We start from the raw sequence: 20,484 nt of genomic DNA, 5'->3' as shown, positions 1-20,484 counted from the left end.
GTCCCCTGCCCGCTCCGCCGGGCTCAGTAGTTGATCTTCCAGCGCACGCCCGCCGAGGTATTGTCCTGTTCGGTGCGTACCTGCGCCTTGCTGTGCGGCGTCATCTGGAGTTCGATGATCACGGCGGTGCTGTCCGGCTTCATGCCCTGGGCCACGCCGAGATAGAGCTTTTCCCCGATGAACTTGCCCGCCTCCAGGGTGCTTTCCTCGCTATTGTTGCCGTCGTCGTCGGAGGTGGTGCGCGAACCGACGCGCAGCACGTCCACGCCAAGGGTCTTGCGGGCCACATCCAGCACATTGAAGCCGTCGCCGCCGAAACCCGCCAGCTCGGCCACGGCCGCGGCCAGGCGCAGGTTCTCGAAGCGGCCGAGATCGCTGGACGCGCGTCCGAACATGATGCGCGAGATGATCTCCTCCTGCGGCATGGTGGGCGTGCTGGTCAGCTGGAATTTGGGCTTTTGCGCCGTGCCGCCCACCCGTACGTCCGCCACGATGTCCGCGGCTTCGTGCCGCAGCACCACGTCGAGCAGCGGGTTGGACGGCGGGCCGCCCGCGAAGCGCACGATGCCCCGGTACAGATTGAACTTGGCGTTGAGGAAGTTGAAGGTGCCTTCCACCGCTTCCACGCTTCCCGTGACGCGAGGATCGGTCAGCGGGCCGCCGGCGCGGATGTCGGCTTTCCAGAGGCTGTCGAGGCCGCGTCCCTTGACCGTGAAGCGGCCGGTGGTGCGCACCCGCGCATCGAGCCTGCCCACGGCGGGGCGGGCCTTGGGCGCGGGCTTGGCGGCGACGGTGGTCTCGCTGATGGGGAGAGTGGTGATGCTGCTGGTGGTCGAGATGCGGTCGATGCGCACCTCGCCGGAGTCCACGCTGATGTCGGCCTGCACCTGCGGGGCCGTCAGCGGCCCCCGCACCGAGGCCGTGCCGGAAAGGGCTATGGTCACGTCCCGCCGCCGCAGGGGGTGCAGGCCTTCCAGCCGGCCCGAGAGATTGAGGGCCCGGCCCGCCGGGGAAAGTTCACCGTTGAAGGTGGCGCGGCCCTTGTGTCCGTCGCCGAGGGAAGCGTCCAGACGTACCCGGCCCAGTCCGGCCAGTCCGTTCAGGCGGCTGCGGGCCAGCTCCGCCCGCACCTGGATATCCTGCAGCAGCACGCCCAGCGCCACGTCTTCAAAACGTCCCTTGTCGAGTCCGACGGAAGCGGACAGCGCCGGGGCCTCAAGCGTGCCGGAAAGATCGGCCCGCAGTTCCAGACGGCCGGACAGACGGCGGTCTGCCATGGGCACGAGGCTCCAGAGCGGGGCCACGGCCCCCTGCCAGCGCACATCGCCCTTGAGCGCGGCCTTGGGAGGAAGGGCGGGCAGGCCGCCGGAAAAGGTCAGCGGCAGGCTGAGACGGCCGGAAACGGTCTCCGCGCCCAGCAGTTTGCGGCTGGCTTCGGGCATGTCGAGGGCCAGCGCCAGTTCCCCGCCGTTGCGTCCCTGCCGGACGCTGCCGGTGATGCCCCAGTCCAGCGGCGGCAGCGGCGCGCCGGGCAGGTGCAGGCCCTCCACCTTCAGGGAGAATTTTCCTTGCGGCTGGGCCGGACTGCCGTTGAGGGCGGCCTCCAGCGCCACCTGGCCTTGCGGCAGGGCGGGGATGACCACCTGCCACGGGGCCAGCTCCGTGGCAGGCAACCGCAGCCGGGCCGTCAGCGCATCCGGCGCGAGACGGCCGGAGAGCTGCAATTGGCCTGAGGGCGTGAGGCGGATGTGCAAAGGCTCGCAGTCCAGGCTTCGGGCCGTATAGCGCAGGCGGGCCGCCTTTTCCAGCCGCAGGCCCACCTTGTGCGCGGGCAGTTCGGCCTTCAGGCGGCTGAGGGCAAGACTGCCGGGCTGCCACTCCAGACGGACGTCGGCCTGCGCGTCCCCGGCGGAGGCCGCCTCCAGCCGCAGCGGCCCGGCCAGCGGTCCGCCAAGCCGCAGATGCGGCCGCACGAGCCGCAGGGAGGCCGCTTCCAGCCGTTCCGCCCGCAGATCGCAATCGAGGACGGGCGCGTCCGCTCCGGCGGGCGCATCGGCAGCCTGCGCCTGCTGCGGCGCAAGGTTGGTGCGCAGGGCCAGCGACTGCCAGAGCAGGAGCGTGTCCTGTCCGCGGCGGATGCGTCCGCGCGGGGCTTCCAGCGCCAGATGCCAGTCCGTCACGCCCCAGAGGCGGGCCAGATCGCCGTCAGGTTCGCGCCCCGTGGCGCTCACATCAAGCTTCACGGGCTGCCCGTCCGCCCGGAAGCCGGGCAGCAGCAGGGCGCTCAGGGCTTCGAGGCGTTTCCAGTCCGTGACCGCCAGACGCAGCCCTCCCCGCATGGGTGGCAATTGCCGCAGGACGGCGGAGATCCGCCGGCTGATGATGTCGTCCGCCACATGCTGTTCGTCCGCCGGCGGCGTGGCGGCCAGCGCCGTGTTTTTGTCGTTCGTAGTGTCGGGGCTGTCCGTGCCGTTCGCGCCATTGGCCCCGGCGGGGACGGCGGACGGGGCCGGAACAGGGGCGTTGCCGTCCGGGAGGAGCAGATCCACCCCCCAGTGGCCGAGCAGGCGCGCGCCCGCGCCGTCCAGCGAGATATCTTCCAGCGAGAGACGCCAGAAAGTTCGTCCTTCCTGACGGCGGGAACCGGCGGCCAGCAGCATGTCCGCCCGCAGAGGCACATCGTCCAGGCGGGCTTCGGCATGCAGGGCCAGCCGCAGGGTGCCGCCGTCCAATGCCGCACGCCAGCGCAGCGGCAGGGATTCCAGCCGCAGGCGGGGAGCCGTCAGACAAAGGGGCCGGGCCGGGGCGGTCTGTGTGGGCTGGGCGGTCTTGGCCGTTGCCGTGGCAGGCTGCTCTGCCGCAGCGGGGACAGGCGTTGCCGTGGTGGGGGCGGCAGGCGCGGCAGAGGCCGCCGGCGCGGCGGGCAGCAGCTCCGTGCCGTCCACGGCAAGAGAGAGCCGGGGCGCGCCCAGCGGGCCGCGCAGATCAAGTGCCGCCGTGGCCGGGCCGGACAGCAGGGCGGTCCAGGCCTCGGGCTGCGGCGGCGTGACGTCCAGGCGCAAGGAAAGCTCCAGCGGCGCGGCCCACAGCCGGTCCGGCCCGGCGTCCAGCTGCAGGGAAAGGCGGCCGGACACCTGAGCGACGCCCGCCGTGGCGTCGAGGCGGGGCAGGGAGAGGGCCCACTGTCCGTCCGTACGGCGCTGCAGCCGCAGTTGCAGGCGCGCTTCGGCGCCGCCCGTGCCGAACAGGGGCCGCAGGGCGTCGGGGAGCGTCCTCTGCGGGAGAGGCGCGGGGGAAGGAGGCGTGCCGGGAGTGGCGTCCTCCGCGGTCGTCCCCGCAGCGTCAGCGGCCGGAACTCCGCCGGCAGGGGCCATGTCCGCCGTGGGGGACGCCGTGGCGGCAGCCGTCGCTTCAGGCGGGGATGCCTCGTCCGGCGGCCAGAAAGCCTGCGCCGTCAGATCGGCCCGCACATCGGCGCTGGGGCCCAGTCCGCCGTCAAGACGCAGTTCCAGCGAGACGCGGGGGAAGGGGCCGCCGGCGTCCGGCGCAGACCGAAGCGGCGGCGTTTCCCGCATGTCGGGCGGCGTTTCCTCCGCTTCCGGCGGCAGCAGGGCCAGCCACTGCGGCGGCAGGGCCAGCTCGTCCACACGCACGAGCGCCTGTACGCGCGGCAGGGCCTTGGGCAGATCGCCCAGCAGGGCAAGGACTTCATCCACGCTCCGGCCGATATGCTCCACGAGCTGACCGGGCGTGCTCACTGGCTCGGGCGGACTGTCCGGCAGCTGGGGCGCACGGTAGATCCCGCCTCCGCGCAGGGCAAGGGGCTCCAGATACAGCATGAGGCCATCCTGCCAGCCCAGTCGCCAGGACAGGCTGACCTCCGGCAGTTCCAGCCAGCGGCCGGCGGCATCCTCGCCGCGTACCGCCAGCCGGGGCTGGAAGGGCAGGCCTTCCAGCTTCTCCACGGTCAGGCGCAGGCCGGAGGCCTCCAGCGAGGAGGCCAGGGTGGCGTTGACGGTCTCCCGCAGCCAGTTCTGACCGGACGCGGTGCAGAGCCAGCCCAGGCAGCCCGCGGCAAGCAGGAGCAGCGCCGCAAGGCAGAGCAGCAGCGCGCGCAGCAGGCGGCGCAGCCGCCGGGCGGGCTTGCGCGACGGGGGCAGCGAGGGATCGGACAGGGCGGAAGGAGGGGCCGTGCGGCCGGGAGCGTCCTGCTGCATCAGAATGACTGTCCTATGCTGATGTAGAACTGTACCGGCGGGTCGCCTTCCACGGGATTGAGGGGCGTGGCCACGTCAAGGCGCAGGGGCCCCACGGGCGTATAGTAGCGCAGGCCGAGCCCGGCGCCCCAGTGCAGATCCTGCAGGGTGGGGTACTGCTCGCGGTAGGCCATGCCGCCGTCGAGGAAGGGCACGAGCCCCACATCGTCCGTGATCTTGACGCGGGCCTCCAGGTTGACCAGCTGGTAGGAACGGCCCCCCAGCGGATCGCCCTTGCGGTTGCGCGGGCCGAGCGACTGATAGGAGTAGCCGCGCACGCTGCCCGCGCCGCCGGCGTAATAGCGCATGGACGCGGGCATGGCGTGCAGGGGGACGCCCGCCATCATGCCCGCCGCCAGCCGCGTCGCCAGCACGAGGCGGTCATCCGGCTTGCCGCGCCGGGTATGGAACGGCGCGTAATAGCCCATCCATTCGGCCTCGCCGGTCAGCGCGGTAAAGGTGGTGTCGTAGTAGCCCGCCACGGGGCTGACGAGGATCTTGCCCAGCGTGCCTTCACGCGGGCTGACCTTGTTGTCCCGGCTGTCGCGGCGGACGGTGAAGCGCGGGCCGATGACGCTGTACAGGCGCATGCCGTGGCCGTCTTCGGCGATCTGGCCGCCGTCGCCGCCCACGCCCACGCCCACGCGCCAATAGCGGTTGACCCGGCGGTTGAGGTAGGCATAGCCCGCCAGGCCGCGCCGCTCGTAGGCGTCCGTATCTTCGTGCAGGGCAGAGGCTTCGGCGTCCAGGCTCTGACCGGAGCGCAGGAAGGCGGGCTTTTCAAAGCGGGCCACGAGTCCCTGCTTTTCGGTGGTGACGGGCAGGTTCAGGCGCAGGGTCTCGCCGTTGCCCAGGATGTTGCGGTGCTCCCATTCGGCTTCCACGCCGAAACCGGTGTCCGTATCGTAGCGGGCCTCGGCCGCCAGCGAGCGGAAGGGCGCATCCTCCACGCTGAGATCCAGCGGCAGGGAGGCCACCTTGCCCGGGCCGGACTGCCGCCGCCATTCGTCCAGGGCCGGCTTGAGGGTGACGTTGTTGAACAGGCCAAGGGCCCGCAGGCGGTCGCCGTAATTGCCCACCCGGCGGCTGTTCCAGCGTTCGTCATCGGGCCGCCAGTAGGCGAGCCGCCGCAGGTAGGCTTCAGCCACCTCGCTGGCGCTCACAAGGCGAACCTCGCCCATAAGGGCCGGCGCGCCGGGATCGATGACGATCTCGGCATTGATCGTGCGCAGCTCCCGGTCCAGCGTGTAGCGGCTGTCGGCGGTCTTGGCGATGGGGTAACCCTGACGGCGAAGATAGCGGCTCACCCTGTCCACGGCTTCCAGCATCTCTTCGGCGGTGACGGGCTTTCCCGGTTCCAGACGCAGATGGCGCGGGAAGCGCGGCGGGGAGACGGGCTCGCGCGCTTCGCGGCCCAGCAGGCCCTGCAGGCCGCTGTACTGCGCGCGGCGGGTCCCGTTGCGGAAGGCTTCCGGCACATAGGGCTCGGGCTCATAGCGCACGACGGCGCGGCCCAGCACATAGCGGGGGCCGGGCACGAGGCGCAGCACCACCTGCGCCTTCTTGCCGCTGGTGTCGATATGGAATTCCGCCGTGCCCTCGTAATAGCCCTGCGCATGCAGGAGTTGCTCGGCGCTCTCCTTGTCCAGCCTGGCCCGGCGTTCCAGGGCCAGCAGGCTGTCCGGCGCTTCCTTGCGCAACTGCAGCAGGCTGCTGGCCGCCTCCATCTTGTCGCGGAGCGTATCCGCCGCCTCATCCAGGGCGTCACGTTTGCGGACGGTCGCGCCGCTCTCCCGGGCGGCATCGGGATCCACCGCCGAAGGCGCGGGCTCTTCATCCAGAGGCCGGGCGTAGAGGTCGGCATCCGCTCGGGCGGCGGCCACTTCCTTCTTGACGGCGGCGGCTTCATCACGCAGGCGCTGCGTACCGGCCTCGGGGCGGGGCAGGGGCTTTTCCACCACGATACGGACGTCGTAGGGGACGGGATCGGCGGCCCAGGACGTCTCCTTGGGGGTGGCCTCTTCCTGCGGCTGTTCCTGCAACATCTGGACGAGGCCGCAGCCCCCCAGCAGGGGGATGATGAGCAGCCAGCAAAGGAGGTGGGTAAAAAAGCGGCGGAAAAACATGCGGCATGGTAGCCTGTCCCCTGCCGGGCCGCAAGGGGCCAGATGACTTGGAAATCCCGGCGCACTGCGCTACAAGGGAGAGAACATCATCCCCTAGCCTCAACAGGAGAGACGACGTGAAATACGATCTTTGTCTGCATGTCGACCTGAATGACGCCGCCCTGCTGGCCCTGGCCCTCAAAAACGCCCGCAACTACCAGAACGCCCTGCCGGAGGAAAACTATGAGCTGGTCATCGTGGGCAACGGGCCGTCGGTAACGCTCTTTACCGCCGCCCAGCCCGCCCTGCGGGAAACGGCCCGTCCGCTCATGGACAAGGGGCTCAAGATCCGTCTGTGCCGCAATGCCCTCAATGACAACAATCTGACCGAGGCCGACCTCTGGCCGGGCATCGAGGTGGTGCCTGCCGGTCTTGTGGAAATCGTGCGCCTGCAGCAGGCCGGGTTCGCCTACATCAAGCCCTAAGCCCGCGACGTCTTTCCCTCGCCTCTCCCTTTCCGGCGGCGATCCGTCTTGCGGAAAGGGAGGTGGCGCGACGTCCGCTTTTCCTTCCGGCTGACGATTGTACTATGGGGATGCGGCTTCCCGGCAGCCTGGTGTGACGTGCTGTCCGGCCGCGTACGTCCGCTGCCCGTCAGTCGTTCCGCCGTCCGGCAGGCCCTGCCGGATATCTGGATATCTGGCTGTCCGCCGCGGTGGGCGCTGCGTGACGAAAAAAAATTTGCCCCCTGCAGGCGGGACGCCTGTCGCGGGGGCAGAGCCCGCCACCCCGGATCACGGGCGGATGGGGGCGGCGGGACGGATAGTCAGTCGTAGTAGGCTCAAACGAGCTTGTCTTTCTGCTTTTCGGCGTATTCCAGCATCTTCCGGGCTTCTTCAAAGTCCGGCTTGAGCTGGAGGGCCGCCTTGGCGGCCATGATGGCCTTGTCCCACTTCTGCCAGTCGATGTAGAGCCGGCCGATATTGAAGTAGAGGTTGGGCTCGTTGCGCAGATACTGCGAACCGCGCAGAAAATAGCTTTCGGCCACATCGAACTTGCCGAGCTTGCGCAGGGCGATGCCGGCGGCGCTGTAGAGGAAGAGCATGTCCGGCTGCCCGTCGATGGCGGCCGTGAGGTACTCCACGGCTTCCTCGTACAGGCCGGCCTTGAGCAGGATCTCCCCGGCCCTGCCGCGCAGGATGAAGTCCACGGGATACTCGCGCACGAGCATGGCCAGCGTGGCCTTGCCCGCCACGACCTGGCCCTTGGCCAGTTCGTCCGCGGCTTTGGCCAGGCCGTTGCGCTTGCGCTCTTCCACTTCGCGCATGCGTTCCTGCGCGGATTCCATCTCGGCTTCCTGCAGGACGCTCAGCAGGTTGGCAAGCTGCTCGTACAGCGCTTTGCCCTGCCCGGGCTCATAGGTAAGGGCCAGCGCATAGTGCTGGCGTACCCGAGGCATGTTGGCGATGACGGCGACCGCCGTGGCGATCATTTCCGAAAACTCCACCCGTTCGGCCTTCATGAGCGGCTGGCGGAGGATGACGGCCAGCGCGCTTTGCAGCGCCTGCACCGCGGGCATGGCCTTGTCCTGTTTGGCGAGCGAGCTGATTTGCCCCAGCTGGCGGCGGGCATTGGCTAATTCGGCAGACATGTGCGCCTCGTTGCGGTTATTGTGAAAAAGAAATCTAGCGCAGCACGCCGGGAGAGTAAAGCCCCGGCGAGAGACTCTTTTCCATCTCTAGAAATTTTGTTGAATTTATTTAGCTTTTGTTTTAAAAACAACATTTTGCATCTAAAATGGCTTTTGCCCGGCATGCCCATTGACAAGCTTTTGCGGCGGATGCTAACTCTTTTTCTGCCGGCGGAATGCCGGTCGTTCCGGCGACGGCTCCGCGCCATGCCGCCGGACTGTCCGCATGTGACGGAACGTTACGGCCATACCGCCAAAAGGAAGGGAGCACCGTGCAAAAGACCCTGGAAGACATTTGCCTCAAACACGATAACGGAAGTGATCTGTGCTTTCGCGGGCGCCTTTTTTCCGAGTGCTCCTGGTTCGATGACGAACATCAGATCATGACCCGCCAGAAGCTGTACGTGACGGACAAAAACGAGCAGGTATACTATATCGTTCGCTCGCATGGACAGGAGCGCAGCCGGCATGCCTACCGCCTGACCGTGGATGGCGAGACCTGCGTCATCTACAATGGGCGCAGCGAGATGTCGCTGCAGTTCGACATGCTGATGCTGGCCGTGCGCGGCCTGTGCGGACTGGATGCCGATGCCACGCCCACGCTCGGTCAGGTCGAGGAGATGCTGCGCGTCGCCAACGGCTAGCCGGTTTTCCGGCTGAGTCCGCGCAGTCTGAAAGTGCGCTGTCATGCCCCCGCAAGGGGGCTTTTTTTATGCTGTCCGTCTTCCAGCGCAAGCAGGAAGCGCTTGATGCCCAGTCCCGCGGAGTAGCCGCCCAGCTCGCCGCCGGTGCGGATGACCCTGTGGCAGGGGATGATGATGGGGAGAGGGTTCCTGCCGTTGGCATTGCCCACGGCCCGACAGGCCCCCGGCCGGCCGATATGGGCCGCAAGCCGGGCGTAACTCCAGGTTTCGCCATACGGGATGTCGCGCAGCGCCTGCCAGACACGCAGCTGGAAGGGCGTGCCCCGTACGGCCAGCGGCAGGCTGAAGATCCTCAGACTGCCGGCGAAGTAGGCGGCAAGCTCTTCCTGCGCCTGGAGCAGATGATGCCGCACGGCTGCGGGAGCGGCGTAAACGGGCGACAGAGGCGTACAGGCCGGGCCTTGCGCCGGGGAGGAACCGCAACCGCAAAAGCGCAATGCCGCAAGGCCGTCCGCCGTGGCCACGAGCTGGAGTTCCCCCAGAGGAGAATCCATGTGCAGAGCGGCCAGTTCGCCGCCGGGAAGGCTCATGCCCTTTCTTCCTTTTCGATGGCGGGGGCGGGCGTGGGCGCTTCGGGATCGCGGAGGAAGCAGGAGGCCAGTCCGCCCACCAGCGCCACGGGGACAAGGCAGAGCATGGCCGTGGGCAGGCCGCCGTAATTGTCCGCCACATAACCCAGCAGGGGCGTGGCGATGCCGCCTACGCTGAGGGCCAGCCCCAGCGTCACGCCGGAAGCCAGGCCCACATTGCGGGCAAGGTACTTCTGCCCCAGCACCACCATGGCGCTGAAGGAAGAGAAAAGGCCCACGGCAAGGGGCGCAAGCAGCAGGACAGCCAGCCAGGAGGAGCCCACCTGGGGGAAGAACAGCAGCGCCGGCAGGCAGACGGCATAGGCCATGCGGATGACCCGGCTGTAGCCTATCCTGTCCGCCAGCATCCCGCCCAGAACGTTGCTGGCCACCCCTACGCCGCAGAAGAAGGTGATCACCAGTCCGGCATCGACCTTGCCGGCCTGGAAGACGTCCGTCCAGTAGAGGGGGATGTAGCTGTTGAGGCCCAGAAAGAGGATGGAGCGGGACATGATGACCAGCGTCAGGATGCCGAATGCCCGCCAGTCGTTGACGCCCTGCGCGGCGGCGGCCCGGGGCGCATCCTTGGCGGCGGGCGGCGTGCCCCAGAGCAGCAGATGGAAGAGCAGGGCGGACATGATCAGCGCCAGCAGCGCAAAGACCAGCGTCCCCGGCAGGCCGAAAAGCGCGGTGGCCGCCGTGACCAGCAGGGGCCCGGCCACGAAGCCGCTGTTGCCGCCCACGGAAAAGATGCTGAGCCCCGTGCCCTGACGCCCGGCGGAGACGCGGCTTGCATAGCGGGCCCCTTCGGGATGGAAGAGCGCGCCGCCGATGCCGCTCAGGACAAGGGCGGCAAAGATGGCCGGATAGCTTTCGAGCAGGCCGGAGAGGCCAATGCCCAGCCCGGCCAGCAGGACGCCCAGCGGCGCGAAGATGGGCGTACGCACCCTGTCCGAGAGCAGGCCGAAAACGGGCTGCACGATGGATGAGGCCACGGAATAGGCGAACATCAGCCCGCCCGCCGTCTGGTAGTCGAAATTATGCATGGCCGCCAGATAGGGCAGCAGGGTGGGCAGTGCGCCGCCGTTGACGTCGCAGGAGAGGTGCCCCAGGGAAATGATGCAAACTTTTCGGATGTCCATGTGCGCTCCGCAACAGTCGTTTCCGCGACCCTACGCCTTTCTGTTTGGGAGGTAAAGCGGGGGACGTCCGTTGCGGGAGGCCGATGTGCCGCCGGAAGCCGCCTCGGGGTCGGCATGGCTTCCGGCGGGCGCATGTTCCGCTGCCCGGCGAGGCGGCGGGATGCGGCGGCACATCACGGCAGAAAAGGTTTGATGCGGAGGCCGTTAGCCGGCCTGTACAGAAGTCGTTACAGGCGCATGCACGGAGGTCTGACGGTATTTCCGGGGAAATGGACCGTTACGTCGGACGTGTGCGCGAAATTTTCAGCAGAGTTTGAGGATGTCCCGATAGACCTGGTAGACGTCCAGGACCGCGTCGCGCGGCGAAAGATTGCGGTCGCCGGACATGAGGAGGCAGGCCGAGCGGGCCATATGCAGCCGTACCCCCTTGTTGAGATTGTCGACCTCTGGGATGACGGGCGCATCCTGAGATTGTGGTTCCTGTTCCTGTTCTGCCATACGCGGTACCTCCGTGGGTGAACATTTTATTAAATAATACATATCTACTAAGCTTTTGACAAGGGAGGAGGCATGTTGCGTTAAATAATACCGATTCACTAAGATTAGTTGCCGGGCGGAAGGACAGGCCTGCGGAGCAGGCTGCCGCTTCCTGCGGTCATGCGCTGGGCCCGGCGTAGATCTCACGGATGAGCTTGGCAAACGCCTGGCAGAAGAGATCTTTGCTCCTGTCCGGGAGCAGGAGGGCGCAGTCATCGGTCGGGGCGGCAAGGCGTTGCGGCGCATGCGTCTGGATGTGCATAAGGCCGGGAGGCCCGTAATCGCGCAGCGGCCCCCAGCAGAGGAAGGGTCTGTCCATATCCGCTTCCCGGCAGACGCCAAGCCTTTGCCCGCCGGGCTGGCGGATCAGGCGGACAAGGCAGGGCAGGCCTTTTTCCGCCCGGCGGCGCAGGGTCCGGTAGAAGGCTTCCAGACTGTTGTAGAGCGGATACTCCCGAAAGAGGTTGTAGGATCGCTCCACCGTGCCGGCTTCAAGGCGCTGGAGCAGGAGCGCCAGCTCGTCTTGCCGCGTGGCGGGGCGGCAGTCGCCGAGATATTCGCAGGCCACGGCGACCGCCTGCGGGGGCACGGCAGCCCGCAGGATGTGGGACAGATATTCCCAGAAGAGACGGCGTGCCTCTCCGGGCCGGTAAAGCATGGTTTCCCGCAGACGACGCAGCTCAGGCACTTCGCCCTGTTCGAGCTGGGCTAGGCAGGTGGCGATGACGGCGGAGACTTCCCTTGGCGTGGCCGCAATATGCGTATGGGGGAAGAGTTTTCTGCCCGGGTCGGGAGAGGGGAGGCAAATGGCTTTCTGGCCGGTGGCCAGCATGAACATCTGCCCCGTTGTGGTGTTGGCGTCATAAAGTAGCGCGGCTGCACGGGGTAGGTGGCGCAGGGTCGTGCTGCCCGTATCCAGGGTGAACCGCTTGTCGTGGCCGAATGCTTCCACCAGCGGGGCATAATCCGCCATCGCGCCGGGATAGGGCCGGACGACCACCTGATATTGCGGGAAATCCCGCAGACAGCGCCGCACGATCGCCAGTTTTTGGGATATCGGGCAGCTGTCCGCCGTGATGCCGCAACAGTACATGATGGTATCCTTGCGGGGCTCGTCCAGCCAGCATTGCCGCAGCAGGTCAATCTTGGGGCTGCCGAAAGGCAGCAGACGCACGACATCCCGCCGCCGCATGGAGCATACGAGGCCCTCGGCGGCCCCGGGGCCGTCCTGCGTGAGGTAGTAATCGGTCGTGCCCAGATAGAACGGCTTGAGCTCCAGCAGGGCTTTCGTCTGCGGCCTGCCCCAGAAGGCATGGGGGATGGCGATGAGCGGCAAATCAGAAGGGATGAGATCGCACGGCGCGGTACAGTCCACGGTAAAGGCCGCCCGGAAGGCATGGCGGGCAAAGAAGCCTTGCGGAAGGTTCCGTTTGCTCAGACCGCCGGTGGGAAGCCGTACGATGCGGCCGCCCCGCGCCTCCAGCAGGGGCTGCAGACTTTCGTCCAGGCGGTGCATGTACGGCTGAGACGTCACAAAAAGATAGTTCCCGGAAAGATCGGCATCGCCGGCATGGTGGGAAAGTTGCGTATCGGGCGGCATGGCGGGCTCCGTCAGCGTGCGGGACAACAGGGCGGCAAGGCAGGGACAGGCGGCGGACAGACCGGGAAAAGGCCCCGCTGCCATACCGCAGACCGGCATTTGCCGGATAAGACTAGGGAGGGCGTCAGGATTCGTCAAGCATCAGGGCGCGCGGGGCGTCGGGGGGCCCACGGCGCTTGAGAAAAAACTTGCCGCAGGAGAGATGGACCTGAGCATGCCCTCTCGCCACCTTCTGTTGGTCCGACATGACGCTTGGCGTCCTTCCGGAAAGAGTGCGTTTTGCCTCTGCACAAGGAAGGACGCGAGGCGGAGGCACTGCGCCGCCGACCCAAACCAAGCGGAAAAACCGCGTTTTTCCGCGAAACGAGAGGCACATGGTTTGAAACGCCAAGCATTTCAAGCGGAAAGTTCTCTAATAGTGCCGGTTCGTTAAAATAAGCCGCCGGACGGAAGGTCTGGGCCCGCGGAGCAGGCTGCCGCTTCCTGCGGTCATGCTCAGGACGTACCATAGACAGCGCGGATGAGTCCGGCAAATGCCTGTGAGAAGAGCTCCCTGCTCCTGTCCGGGAGCAGGAGGGCGCAGTCATCGGTCGGGGCGGCAAGGCGTTGCGGCGCATGCGTCTGGATGTGCATAAGGCCGGGAGGCCCGTAATCGCGCAGCGGCCCCCAGCAGAGGAAGGGTCTGTCCATATCCGCTTCCCGGCAGACGCCAAGCCTTTGCCCGCCGGGCTGGCGGATCAGGCGGACAAGGCAGGGCAGGCCTTTTTCCGCCCGGCGGCGCAGGGTCCGGTAGAAGGCTTCCAGACTGTTGTAGAGCGGATACTCCCGAAAGAGGTTGTAGGATCGCTCCACCGTGCCGGCTTCAAGGCGCTGGAGCAGGAGCGCCAGCTCGTCTTGCCGCGTGGCGGGGCGGCAGTCGCCGAGATATTCGCAGGCCACGGCGACCGCCTGCGGGGGCACGGCAGCCCGCAGGATGTGGGACAGATATTCCCAGAAGAGACGGCGTGCCTCTCCGGGCCGGTAAAGGATGGTCTCCCGCAGGCGGCGCAATGCGGGGAGCTCGCCTTGTTCGCGCTGACTGAGGCAGGCGGCGACGGCGGCGGAGATCTCCTGCGGCGTGGACGCGACATGCGCATAGGGGAGCGGTTTTTCGTCCCTGCCGGCAGCCGGAAGGCAGACCCCCGTCTGCCCGGTGGCCAGTAGGAAGAAATTCCCCGTCGTGGTGTGGACATCGTACAGCAGGGCCGCCGCACGGGGCAGGTAGCGCAGGGTGCTGCCGCCCGTATCCAGCACGAAACGTCCGTCATGGCCGAGCGCCTCCACCAGCGGGGCATAGGCTGCCGCCGCCCCGGGAAAGGGGCGGACGACCACCAGGTATTGCGGGAAATCCCGCAGACAGCGCCGGACGATAGCCAGCTTTTCGGGCATCGGGCGGCTGTGGGCCGTGATGCCGCAACAGTACATGATGACGTCCTTGCGTGGCTCGTCCAGCCAGCGTTCCCGCAGAAGATCGAGCTTGAGGTTGCCAAAGGGCAGCAGGCGCACCGCATCCCGCCGCCGCAGGGAGGGGACGATGGCTCCCGGACCGGGGGAGGGGAGATCCTGAGTCAGATAATAGTCGGCATTGCCCAGATAGGCCGCCCAGCCGCCCAGCAACTTTTCCGTTTGCGGCGTCTCCCAGAAGGCATGCGGTATGGCGATGAGCGGCACCTCTGGGGGGACGAGATCGCGTGGCGCGGAGTTGTCCGTGGTGAAGGCCGCCCGGAAGGCATGGCGAGCGAAGAAGTCCGGGGGCAGGTTCAGCAGGTTCCAGCCGTCGGACGTGGCGGGGGGCTCGCCGTCGGCCTGGAGGCGCACGATGCGGCCGCCCCGCGCTTCCAGCAGGGGACGCAGGCTTTCGTCCAGACGGTGCATGCGCAGGCGCTCGGCCACAAAAAGATAGTTTCCGGAAAAGTCGAGATCGGGCGGCATGGCGGGCTCCGTCAGCGTACGGGACAAAGGGGCGGCAAGGCATGCGCCGGATGCGGGGGATAGGCTGGGCAGAGGTCCCGCCTCCCGCAAGCCGGCATCTGCCGGAAAAGCTAGGGGGTGTGCCGGGATTCGTCAAGCGGCGGGGAGTCCGAAAAGTCGGCGCGGCACATGAGCAGTTGAGAAAAAGCTTGTCGTAGGAAAAATAAAAGAGTAAATTTTTTGCCTTATATTATACTATGAGGATAGGGTATGGCTACTCCCCCCAAGCATATCGCCATTATTGACGACAACCGCATGAAGCGGCAGTTCCTTGCCGGTCTCCTTGAGGATACGTTCAGCATCCATGCCTACGGCAGTGGCGAGGAAGCCCTGAAGGAGATCCCGCGTCTGGCTCTCCAGTGCATCCTGCTGGATATCGACATGCCGGGCGAGGACGGCTTTCAGGTCATCCGCCGTATCAAGGATATCCCCGACATCGCGGATGTGCCGGTCATCTTCGTCACGTCGCTCACGGACCAGGAAATAGAGCGCCGGGGGCTGGAAAGCGGGGCCGTGGACTTTGTGGGCAACCAGTTCTCGCCGGAGATCATCCGTGCCCGCGTGCTGCACCATGTGGATCTTTACGGATATCGTTGCCGTCTTGAAGAGCGGGTGCGCGAAAACACCAAGACCATCTTCGAGCTGCAGGACGCCATCATGGTGGCGCTCTCCGATCTGGTGGAATGCCGCGACGAGAACACGGCCGGCCATGCCCAGCGCACGCGCGCCTATGTGGAGCGCCTCATCCGGCAGCTCCAGGAGGACGGCAGTTTCCACGACGAGCTGACGGACAGCTTCGTCCGTGACGTGATCCGGGCCTCGCCGCTGCACGATATCGGCAAGATCGGCGTCAGGGACGCCATCCTCAACAAGCCCGGCCGCCTGAGCAAGGAAGAGTTCGAGGAGATCAAGCGTCACACCATCTTCGGCGCGTCCGCCATCAGCCGGGCCATGCAGACCGTGCATGACGGCTCCTTCCTGCAGGTGCTGCGCGACATGACGTTCAGCCATCATGAGCGCTGGGACGGCACGGGCTATCCGCTGGGCCTCGACGGGGAGCGTATCCCGCTGGTGGGCCGCATCATGGCCATCGCCGACGTCTACGACGCGCTCATCAGCCGTCGTCCCTACAAGGATCCCATGTCGCACGAGCAGGCGGTGGGCATCATCCGCGAGGGCATCGGCAGCCATTTCGATCCCGTGGTGGGCGCGGCCTTCCTGGCCTGCGAGGCGGATTTCCACAGCATCGCCCAGACGCACCGGTCCTGACGAGAGGGCCCCCCCTGCATTTCGCTTGTCCGCCCGCCGGTGTGGCGGACAGGAAAAGGGCCGGAGCGGCATGCCGCTCCGGCCCTTTTGTCATTGTTTTGGATCCGCCTGCCCGCGTTGCCTTTGAAAAAGCAAAACGCGAGGCAGTACAGCGCCGTCCGGCCCGAACCAGTGGAAAAACCGGGTTTTTCCGCGAAGCGCCAGGCCGGAGGATTTAAAAACGCTCAGGCCCTAGGCGGAAAGCTCCTTCTGCGGCGCGTCGAGGGCCGCGGCCAGGCTTTCGTCCAGGCTGGGATGGGCGAACATGAAGGCCAGCGGGTGGCCGCTGTCCACACGGTGCAGCACGAGCTGCTGTGCGGCGGTGACCAGATGGGAGACCCCGTGCCCCACGGCCGCCATGCCCACCAGTCGTCCGTCACAGCGCACGGCCTTCACGAAACCGGTGATGTCGCCGTGGGCCTGCGCGATGGGATTGGCGCTCAGCGGGGCCACGCCCACCGTGACCTTGCCCTGCAGAGCCGCGTCACGGGCCGTCTGGCCCACCCGCATGACCTCCGTACTGCCGTAGACGCAGGCCGGCACCGGCCCGCCGGCATACGGCCCGCTGACCTGTCCGAGGATGCGCCGCGTCACATAGAGCGCCTGATGCTCGCCGGCATGGGCCAGCTGCACCCGGCCGTTGACGTCCCCGATGGCGTAGACGTGCGAGGCGGCTTCCAGAAATTCGTCGGTCTCGATGGCCCCGCGGCCGTCCAGACGGCAGCCCGCGCTTTCGCAGCCCAGCCCCTGGGTGTTGGGACGGCGGCCCACGGCCAGCAGGGCCTTGGCGGCCACCTGTTCCTGTCCGTCGGCAAGGCGCAGCACGGCCTTGCCGTCACGCGCCAGCAGGCCCTGCGTCATGCAGCCCGCCAGCACGCTGATGCCGCGTTTCTTCAGGGACTTGGCCATGTCGGCCGCTATGTCGTCATCTTCGCTGGGCAGGATGTGCGGCGCGGCTTCCACCACCGTGACCGCGCAGCCCAGCGCCGCGTACAGATCGGCCATCTCCAGGCCGATGACGCCGCCGCCCACGATGAGCAGGCTTTCCGGCACGTCGGGGGAGGCGAGCAGATCCGTGCTGTCCAAAATGACGCTGTGGTCGGGCCGCATGCTGGGGAAGGTCGCGGGCAGCGAGCCCGTGGCGATGATGATGTCGTCCGCTTCAATATCCCGTGCGCCCTGCCCGGTCTTGAGCTTCACATGGCCCGGCCCGTCAAGGACGGCATAGCCGCAGGCGGTCTCCACCCCTTCGGCGGCGAGCTGCTTGCTCAGCGCCTGCCGGGTGCCGTTGACGAAACGCTGCATGCGGGCATGCATGGCCGCAAAGTCCAGCTTCACTTCAGCCGACAGCACGCGCTGCCGCTCCAGCGCCTGTACGCCCGCCCTGGCGGTGACTGCGCCCAGCAGCATCTTGGTGGGGATGCAGCCGCGATTGAGGCAGGTGCCGCCCACTTCCGCGCCTTCCACAAGGAGCGTCTTCTTTCCGGCCGCGGCCAGCAGCCGGGCGGCACGGACGCCGGCGGGCCCGCCGCCGAGGATGCAAACATCGTAGGTCATGGTCGTTCTCCTGGATCAGATTGACAGCAAGCCGGCAATGCCGGTCGTTCGCCCCGCCGCCGGGAAGGGACACGGCACGGCATCTCCCCGAACGTTCCTGGGGCGGGCGCGTCTAGTCATCGTCGCTCATGCGGAAGTCCACCCGGATCTTGAACATCTTGGTGGCAGGCAGGTTAAGGATGGGCACACCGGTTTGGGCCGTGATGCCGTCCAGTGTGGCCTGCACGTCTTCCCGCGAAGGGCCGATGCAGGTGAACCAGATGTTGTAGGCATGCTCCCGCAGATAATTGTGCGTGACGCCGGGGCAGGCGTTGACGGCGGCCACGAAGGCCTCCATGCGCTCGTCGGGCACTTTGGCCGCGCAGAGCGTGGAGACGAAACCCAGCTTGGCGGACTGGAAGTTGGCCCCGAGCCTGCGGATGATCTTGCGCTGCCGCAGGCTGCGTACGCGCTGGAAGGCCTCTTCCTCGCTGATGTCCAGCTGCCGGCCCAGTTCGGCATAGGGGCGCGGCGTGAGCGGGAAGGCCGTCTGGATGATGTCCAGCAAGCGTCTGTCCAGCGCGTCCAGCGCCACCGGCTCGGGAGAGACGGCGGCGCCGTCGGCCACGGGAGACGATGCGGGGGTGACGGGGGATGGGGACATGGGGTTCTCCTCTTGGCTGGCCGCGGAAAAAGGGGATGCCGTGCGGCATGGCGGCCGTTTGATGCACTCCGGGAGAGCGCCGGGGTGCGGGGCGCGCGGGGGCCGCCCTCGGGCGGACGGCTCCCGGCGCGGGCAGGGATCAGCGCCCCTGCCGTTTGGGTTCGTAAGTGCACAGGGGCTCGGGCCCCATGTGATCGCCGTTCATGCTCCAGGCGCGGGCGCGGCAGCCGCCGCAGACCTTGTGGAACTCGCAGACGCCGCATTTGCCCTCGTAGCAGGACTGGGTGCGGAACTGCTTGAAATAGGCGCTGTTGCGCCAGATCTCCGGGAAGGGCGTCTTGCGGACGTTGCCGCAGTCCAGTTCCAGGTAGCCGCAGGGCTGCACCTGACCGGTATGGCTGATGAAGCAGAAGCCCGTGCCGCCGAGGCAGCCGCGGGTCATGGCGTCCATGCCGAAGGTCTCCGGCGTGACGGCAAGGCCTTCCTCATGGGCCCGCTGCCGCATGATGCGGTAGTAATGCGGGGCGCAGGTGGCCTTGAGGTGCATGTTTGTGGTCTTGCGGAAGTCGTAGAACCAGTGCAGCACATCCTCGTATTCCTGCGCGGTGATGACCTGGTCCGCCAGACCGGCGGCCCGGCCCATGGGCACGAGCAGGAAGATGTGCCAGGCGGCCGCGCCGAGGCGTTCGCACAGCTGGAAGATGTCCTTGAAGCTGTGCAGGTTGCTGCGCGTCACCGTGGTGTTGATCTGGAAGGGCACCCCGGCCTGCTTGAGATAGCCGATGCCCCGCAGGGAGGCGTCGAATGCGCCGGGCACGCCGCGGAAGTCGTCGTGGCTGGCGGCGTCGGCTCCGTCGATGGAGATGGACACCCGGTCCACCCCGGCGTCGCGGATCTTTTCGGCCAGTTCGGGCGTGATGAGCGTTCCGTTGGGCGAAAAGGCGCAGGGCAGGCCCTTGGCATGGGCATAGGCCACCAGTTCATAGACGTCCGGCCGCATCATGGGATCGCCGCCGGTGAAGATGATGATGGGCTTGCCCACCTCGGGGAAGGTGTCGATGAGCGCCTTGGCTTCCGCCGTATCCAGCTCGCCGGGATAGGGTTCGGGATGCGCCTCGGCCCGACAGTGCTTGCAGGCCAGATTGCAGGAGCGCGTCACCTCCCAGGCGATGAGCTTGCAGGTGGGGCTGCCGTCGGGCAGGACGCGGGGCGCGCCCATGCCGCCGGCCTGTCCCGGGTGTCCCGGGTGTCCGGCGGGGCCGCCCTGCCGGCCGTGCGCTGCGGTATGCGGGTGAGCCGTCATCAGCGCACCAGCCTCTTTTCCAGCAGCGTTTCGCTGAAATAGGTGATGAGCATGCGGGCCCCGGCCCGCTTCATGCCCAGCAGGCTTTCCAGCATGACGGCTTCCTCGTTGATCCAGCCGTTGAGCCCGGCCGCGCGGATCATGCTGTATTCGCCGCTGACCTGATAGGCGCAGAGCGGCAGGTTCACGGCATCGCGCACCTCCCGCAGGATGTCCAGATACGGCCCGGCGGGCTTGACGATGAGGGCGTCCGCCCCTTCCTCCACGTCCGTCAGCGCCTCGATGAGGGCTTCACGCCGGTTGCCGGGATCCATCTGATAGGCTTTGCGGTCGCCGCAGGACGGCGCGGATTCCGCCGCCTCGCGGAAGGGCCCGTAAAAGGCGGAAGCGTACTTCACCGCGTAGGACATGATGGGCACCATCACGAGGCCCGCCTCGTCCAGCGCCGCCCGGATGGCGGCCACGCGGCCGTCCATCATGTCCGAGGGGGCCACCATGTCCGCTCCGGCCGCCGCATGGCTGACGGCGGTCCTGGCCAGCAGGGGCAGGGTGGGATCGTTGAGCACGACGCCGCCGGGGGTCAGCACGCCGCAATGGCCGTGGCTCATGTATTCGCACAGGCAGACGTCGGTGATGACGTAGAGGTCTGGCCAGCGGTGCTTGAGGCGGCGCACGGCTTCCTGCACGATGCCGTTTTCGGCATACGCGCCGGAGGCCTTTTCATCCTTCCGCGCCGGGATGCCGAAGAGGATGACGGACTTGAGGCCGTTGTCCACGGCCTTTTCCACCTGTTTTTCCAGCTCGCCGAGGGAAAGCTGATACTGGCCGGGCATGGCCGAGATCTCCTTGCGGAAGGACTGGTCGTCCGTTTCCACCACGAAATAGGGCATGATGAGATCTTCGGCCAGCAGAGGGGCCGTGTCGCGGACCATGTCGCGGATCTGCGCGCTGCTGCGCAGACGGCGGCCACGATGAAAGAGCGGATGAGACATGGGTATACCTCGATGCGGGAGTTCCCGCGGTTGGTGACGGAGTGCGGGCCTCAGGCCCGGAGGCAGCA

General features: G+C 67.1%; 15 protein-coding genes. 3 read left to right on the top strand and 12 right to left on the bottom strand.

Annotation, left to right across the window (positions count from 1 at the left end):
* Positions 1-23 precede the first annotated feature (23 nt).
* Positions 24-4,217, bottom strand: a complete 4,194-nt coding sequence (locus Q0K12_RS02185; protein WP_297259984.1) for a translocation/assembly module TamB domain-containing protein — start codon at positions 4,215-4,217, stop codon at positions 24-26.
* A complete protein-coding gene (locus tag Q0K12_RS02180) occupies positions 4,217-6,382 on the bottom strand; it encodes a BamA/TamA family outer membrane protein (RefSeq protein ID WP_297259982.1) in 2,166 nt (721 codons plus the stop codon). The genes Q0K12_RS02185 and Q0K12_RS02180 overlap by 1 nt, the downstream gene beginning before the upstream one ends.
* A 116-nt stretch (positions 6,383-6,498) precedes the next feature.
* On the opposite strand from Q0K12_RS02180, the gene Q0K12_RS02175 reads away from it, so the two are divergent.
* Positions 6,499-6,846 (top strand): DsrE family protein, encoded by a 348-nt coding sequence (locus Q0K12_RS02175; protein ID WP_297259981.1) that lies wholly within the window; start codon positions 6,499-6,501, stop codon positions 6,844-6,846.
* 356 nt (positions 6,847-7,202) lie between these two features.
* On the opposite strand, the gene Q0K12_RS02170 is transcribed toward Q0K12_RS02175, so the two are convergent.
* Positions 7,203-8,012 carry a hypothetical protein gene (locus tag Q0K12_RS02170; RefSeq protein ID WP_297259979.1) on the bottom strand — a complete coding sequence of 270 codons (810 nt, stop codon included), beginning with the start codon at positions 8,010-8,012 and terminating at the stop codon, positions 7,203-7,205.
* Between the two features lie 311 nt (positions 8,013-8,323).
* On the opposite strand from Q0K12_RS02170, the gene Q0K12_RS02165 reads away from it, so the two are divergent.
* Positions 8,324-8,695 (top strand): hypothetical protein, encoded by a 372-nt coding sequence (locus tag Q0K12_RS02165; RefSeq protein ID WP_297259977.1) that lies wholly within the window; start codon positions 8,324-8,326, stop codon positions 8,693-8,695.
* Between the two features lie 41 nt (positions 8,696-8,736).
* On the opposite strand, the gene Q0K12_RS02160 is transcribed toward Q0K12_RS02165, so the two are convergent.
* From Q0K12_RS02160 to Q0K12_RS02140, 5 genes are all read right to left on the bottom strand, one after another.
* Positions 8,737-9,285, bottom strand: a complete 549-nt coding sequence (locus Q0K12_RS02160; protein ID WP_297259976.1) for a methylated-DNA--[protein]-cysteine S-methyltransferase — start codon at positions 9,283-9,285, stop codon at positions 8,737-8,739.
* Positions 9,282-10,466 carry an MFS transporter gene (locus tag Q0K12_RS02155; RefSeq protein ID WP_297259974.1) on the bottom strand — a complete coding sequence of 395 codons (1,185 nt, stop codon included), beginning with the start codon at positions 10,464-10,466 and terminating at the stop codon, positions 9,282-9,284. Before Q0K12_RS02155 ends, Q0K12_RS02160 begins: the two co-directional genes overlap by 4 nt.
* 303 nt (positions 10,467-10,769) lie before the next feature.
* Positions 10,770-10,964: a hypothetical protein gene (locus Q0K12_RS02150; protein ID WP_297259973.1), complete on the bottom strand. Its 195-nt coding sequence runs from the start codon at positions 10,962-10,964 to the stop codon at positions 10,770-10,772.
* Between the two features lie 157 nt (positions 10,965-11,121).
* Positions 11,122-12,687 carry a hypothetical protein gene (locus Q0K12_RS02145; protein WP_297259972.1) on the bottom strand — a complete coding sequence of 522 codons (1,566 nt, stop codon included), beginning with the start codon at positions 12,685-12,687 and terminating at the stop codon, positions 11,122-11,124.
* A gap of 411 nt (positions 12,688-13,098) precedes the next feature.
* Positions 13,099-14,574 (bottom strand): hypothetical protein, encoded by a 1,476-nt coding sequence (locus Q0K12_RS02140; protein WP_297259970.1) that lies wholly within the window; start codon positions 14,572-14,574, stop codon positions 13,099-13,101.
* A gap of 249 nt (positions 14,575-14,823) precedes the next feature.
* Between Q0K12_RS02140 and Q0K12_RS02135 the strand changes: the two genes are divergently transcribed.
* Positions 14,824-15,882 carry an HD domain-containing phosphohydrolase gene (locus tag Q0K12_RS02135; RefSeq protein ID WP_297259968.1) on the top strand — a complete coding sequence of 353 codons (1,059 nt, stop codon included), beginning with the start codon at positions 14,824-14,826 and terminating at the stop codon, positions 15,880-15,882.
* 231 nt (positions 15,883-16,113) lie between these two features.
* On the opposite strand, the gene Q0K12_RS02130 is transcribed toward Q0K12_RS02135, so the two are convergent.
* The 4 genes from Q0K12_RS02130 to hemB form a co-directional block, all read right to left on the bottom strand.
* Complete coding sequence (locus Q0K12_RS02130) at positions 16,114-17,478, bottom strand: NAD(P)/FAD-dependent oxidoreductase (protein WP_297259966.1); 1,365 nt, start codon at positions 17,476-17,478, stop codon at positions 16,114-16,116.
* A gap of 112 nt (positions 17,479-17,590) precedes the next feature.
* Positions 17,591-18,046, bottom strand: a complete 456-nt coding sequence (locus Q0K12_RS02125) for an AsnC family transcriptional regulator (RefSeq protein ID WP_297260037.1) — start codon at positions 18,044-18,046, stop codon at positions 17,591-17,593.
* Positions 18,047-18,260: 214 nt separating this feature from the next.
* Positions 18,261-19,424 (bottom strand): heme b synthase, encoded by a 1,164-nt coding sequence (ahbD, locus tag Q0K12_RS02120; protein WP_297259964.1) that lies wholly within the window; start codon positions 19,422-19,424, stop codon positions 18,261-18,263.
* Positions 19,424-20,416: a porphobilinogen synthase gene (gene hemB, locus Q0K12_RS02115; RefSeq protein WP_297259963.1), complete on the bottom strand. Its 993-nt coding sequence runs from the start codon at positions 20,414-20,416 to the stop codon at positions 19,424-19,426. Before hemB ends, ahbD begins: the two co-directional genes overlap by 1 nt.
* Positions 20,417-20,484: the final 68 nt, after the last annotated feature.

The organism is uncultured Desulfovibrio sp. (assembly GCF_944324525.1).
Classification (GTDB): Bacteria; Desulfobacterota; Desulfovibrionia; order Desulfovibrionales; family Desulfovibrionaceae; genus Desulfovibrio.
Note: the sequence above shows the minus strand (reverse complement) of the source record. Positions and strands in the feature narration are given on the sequence as shown.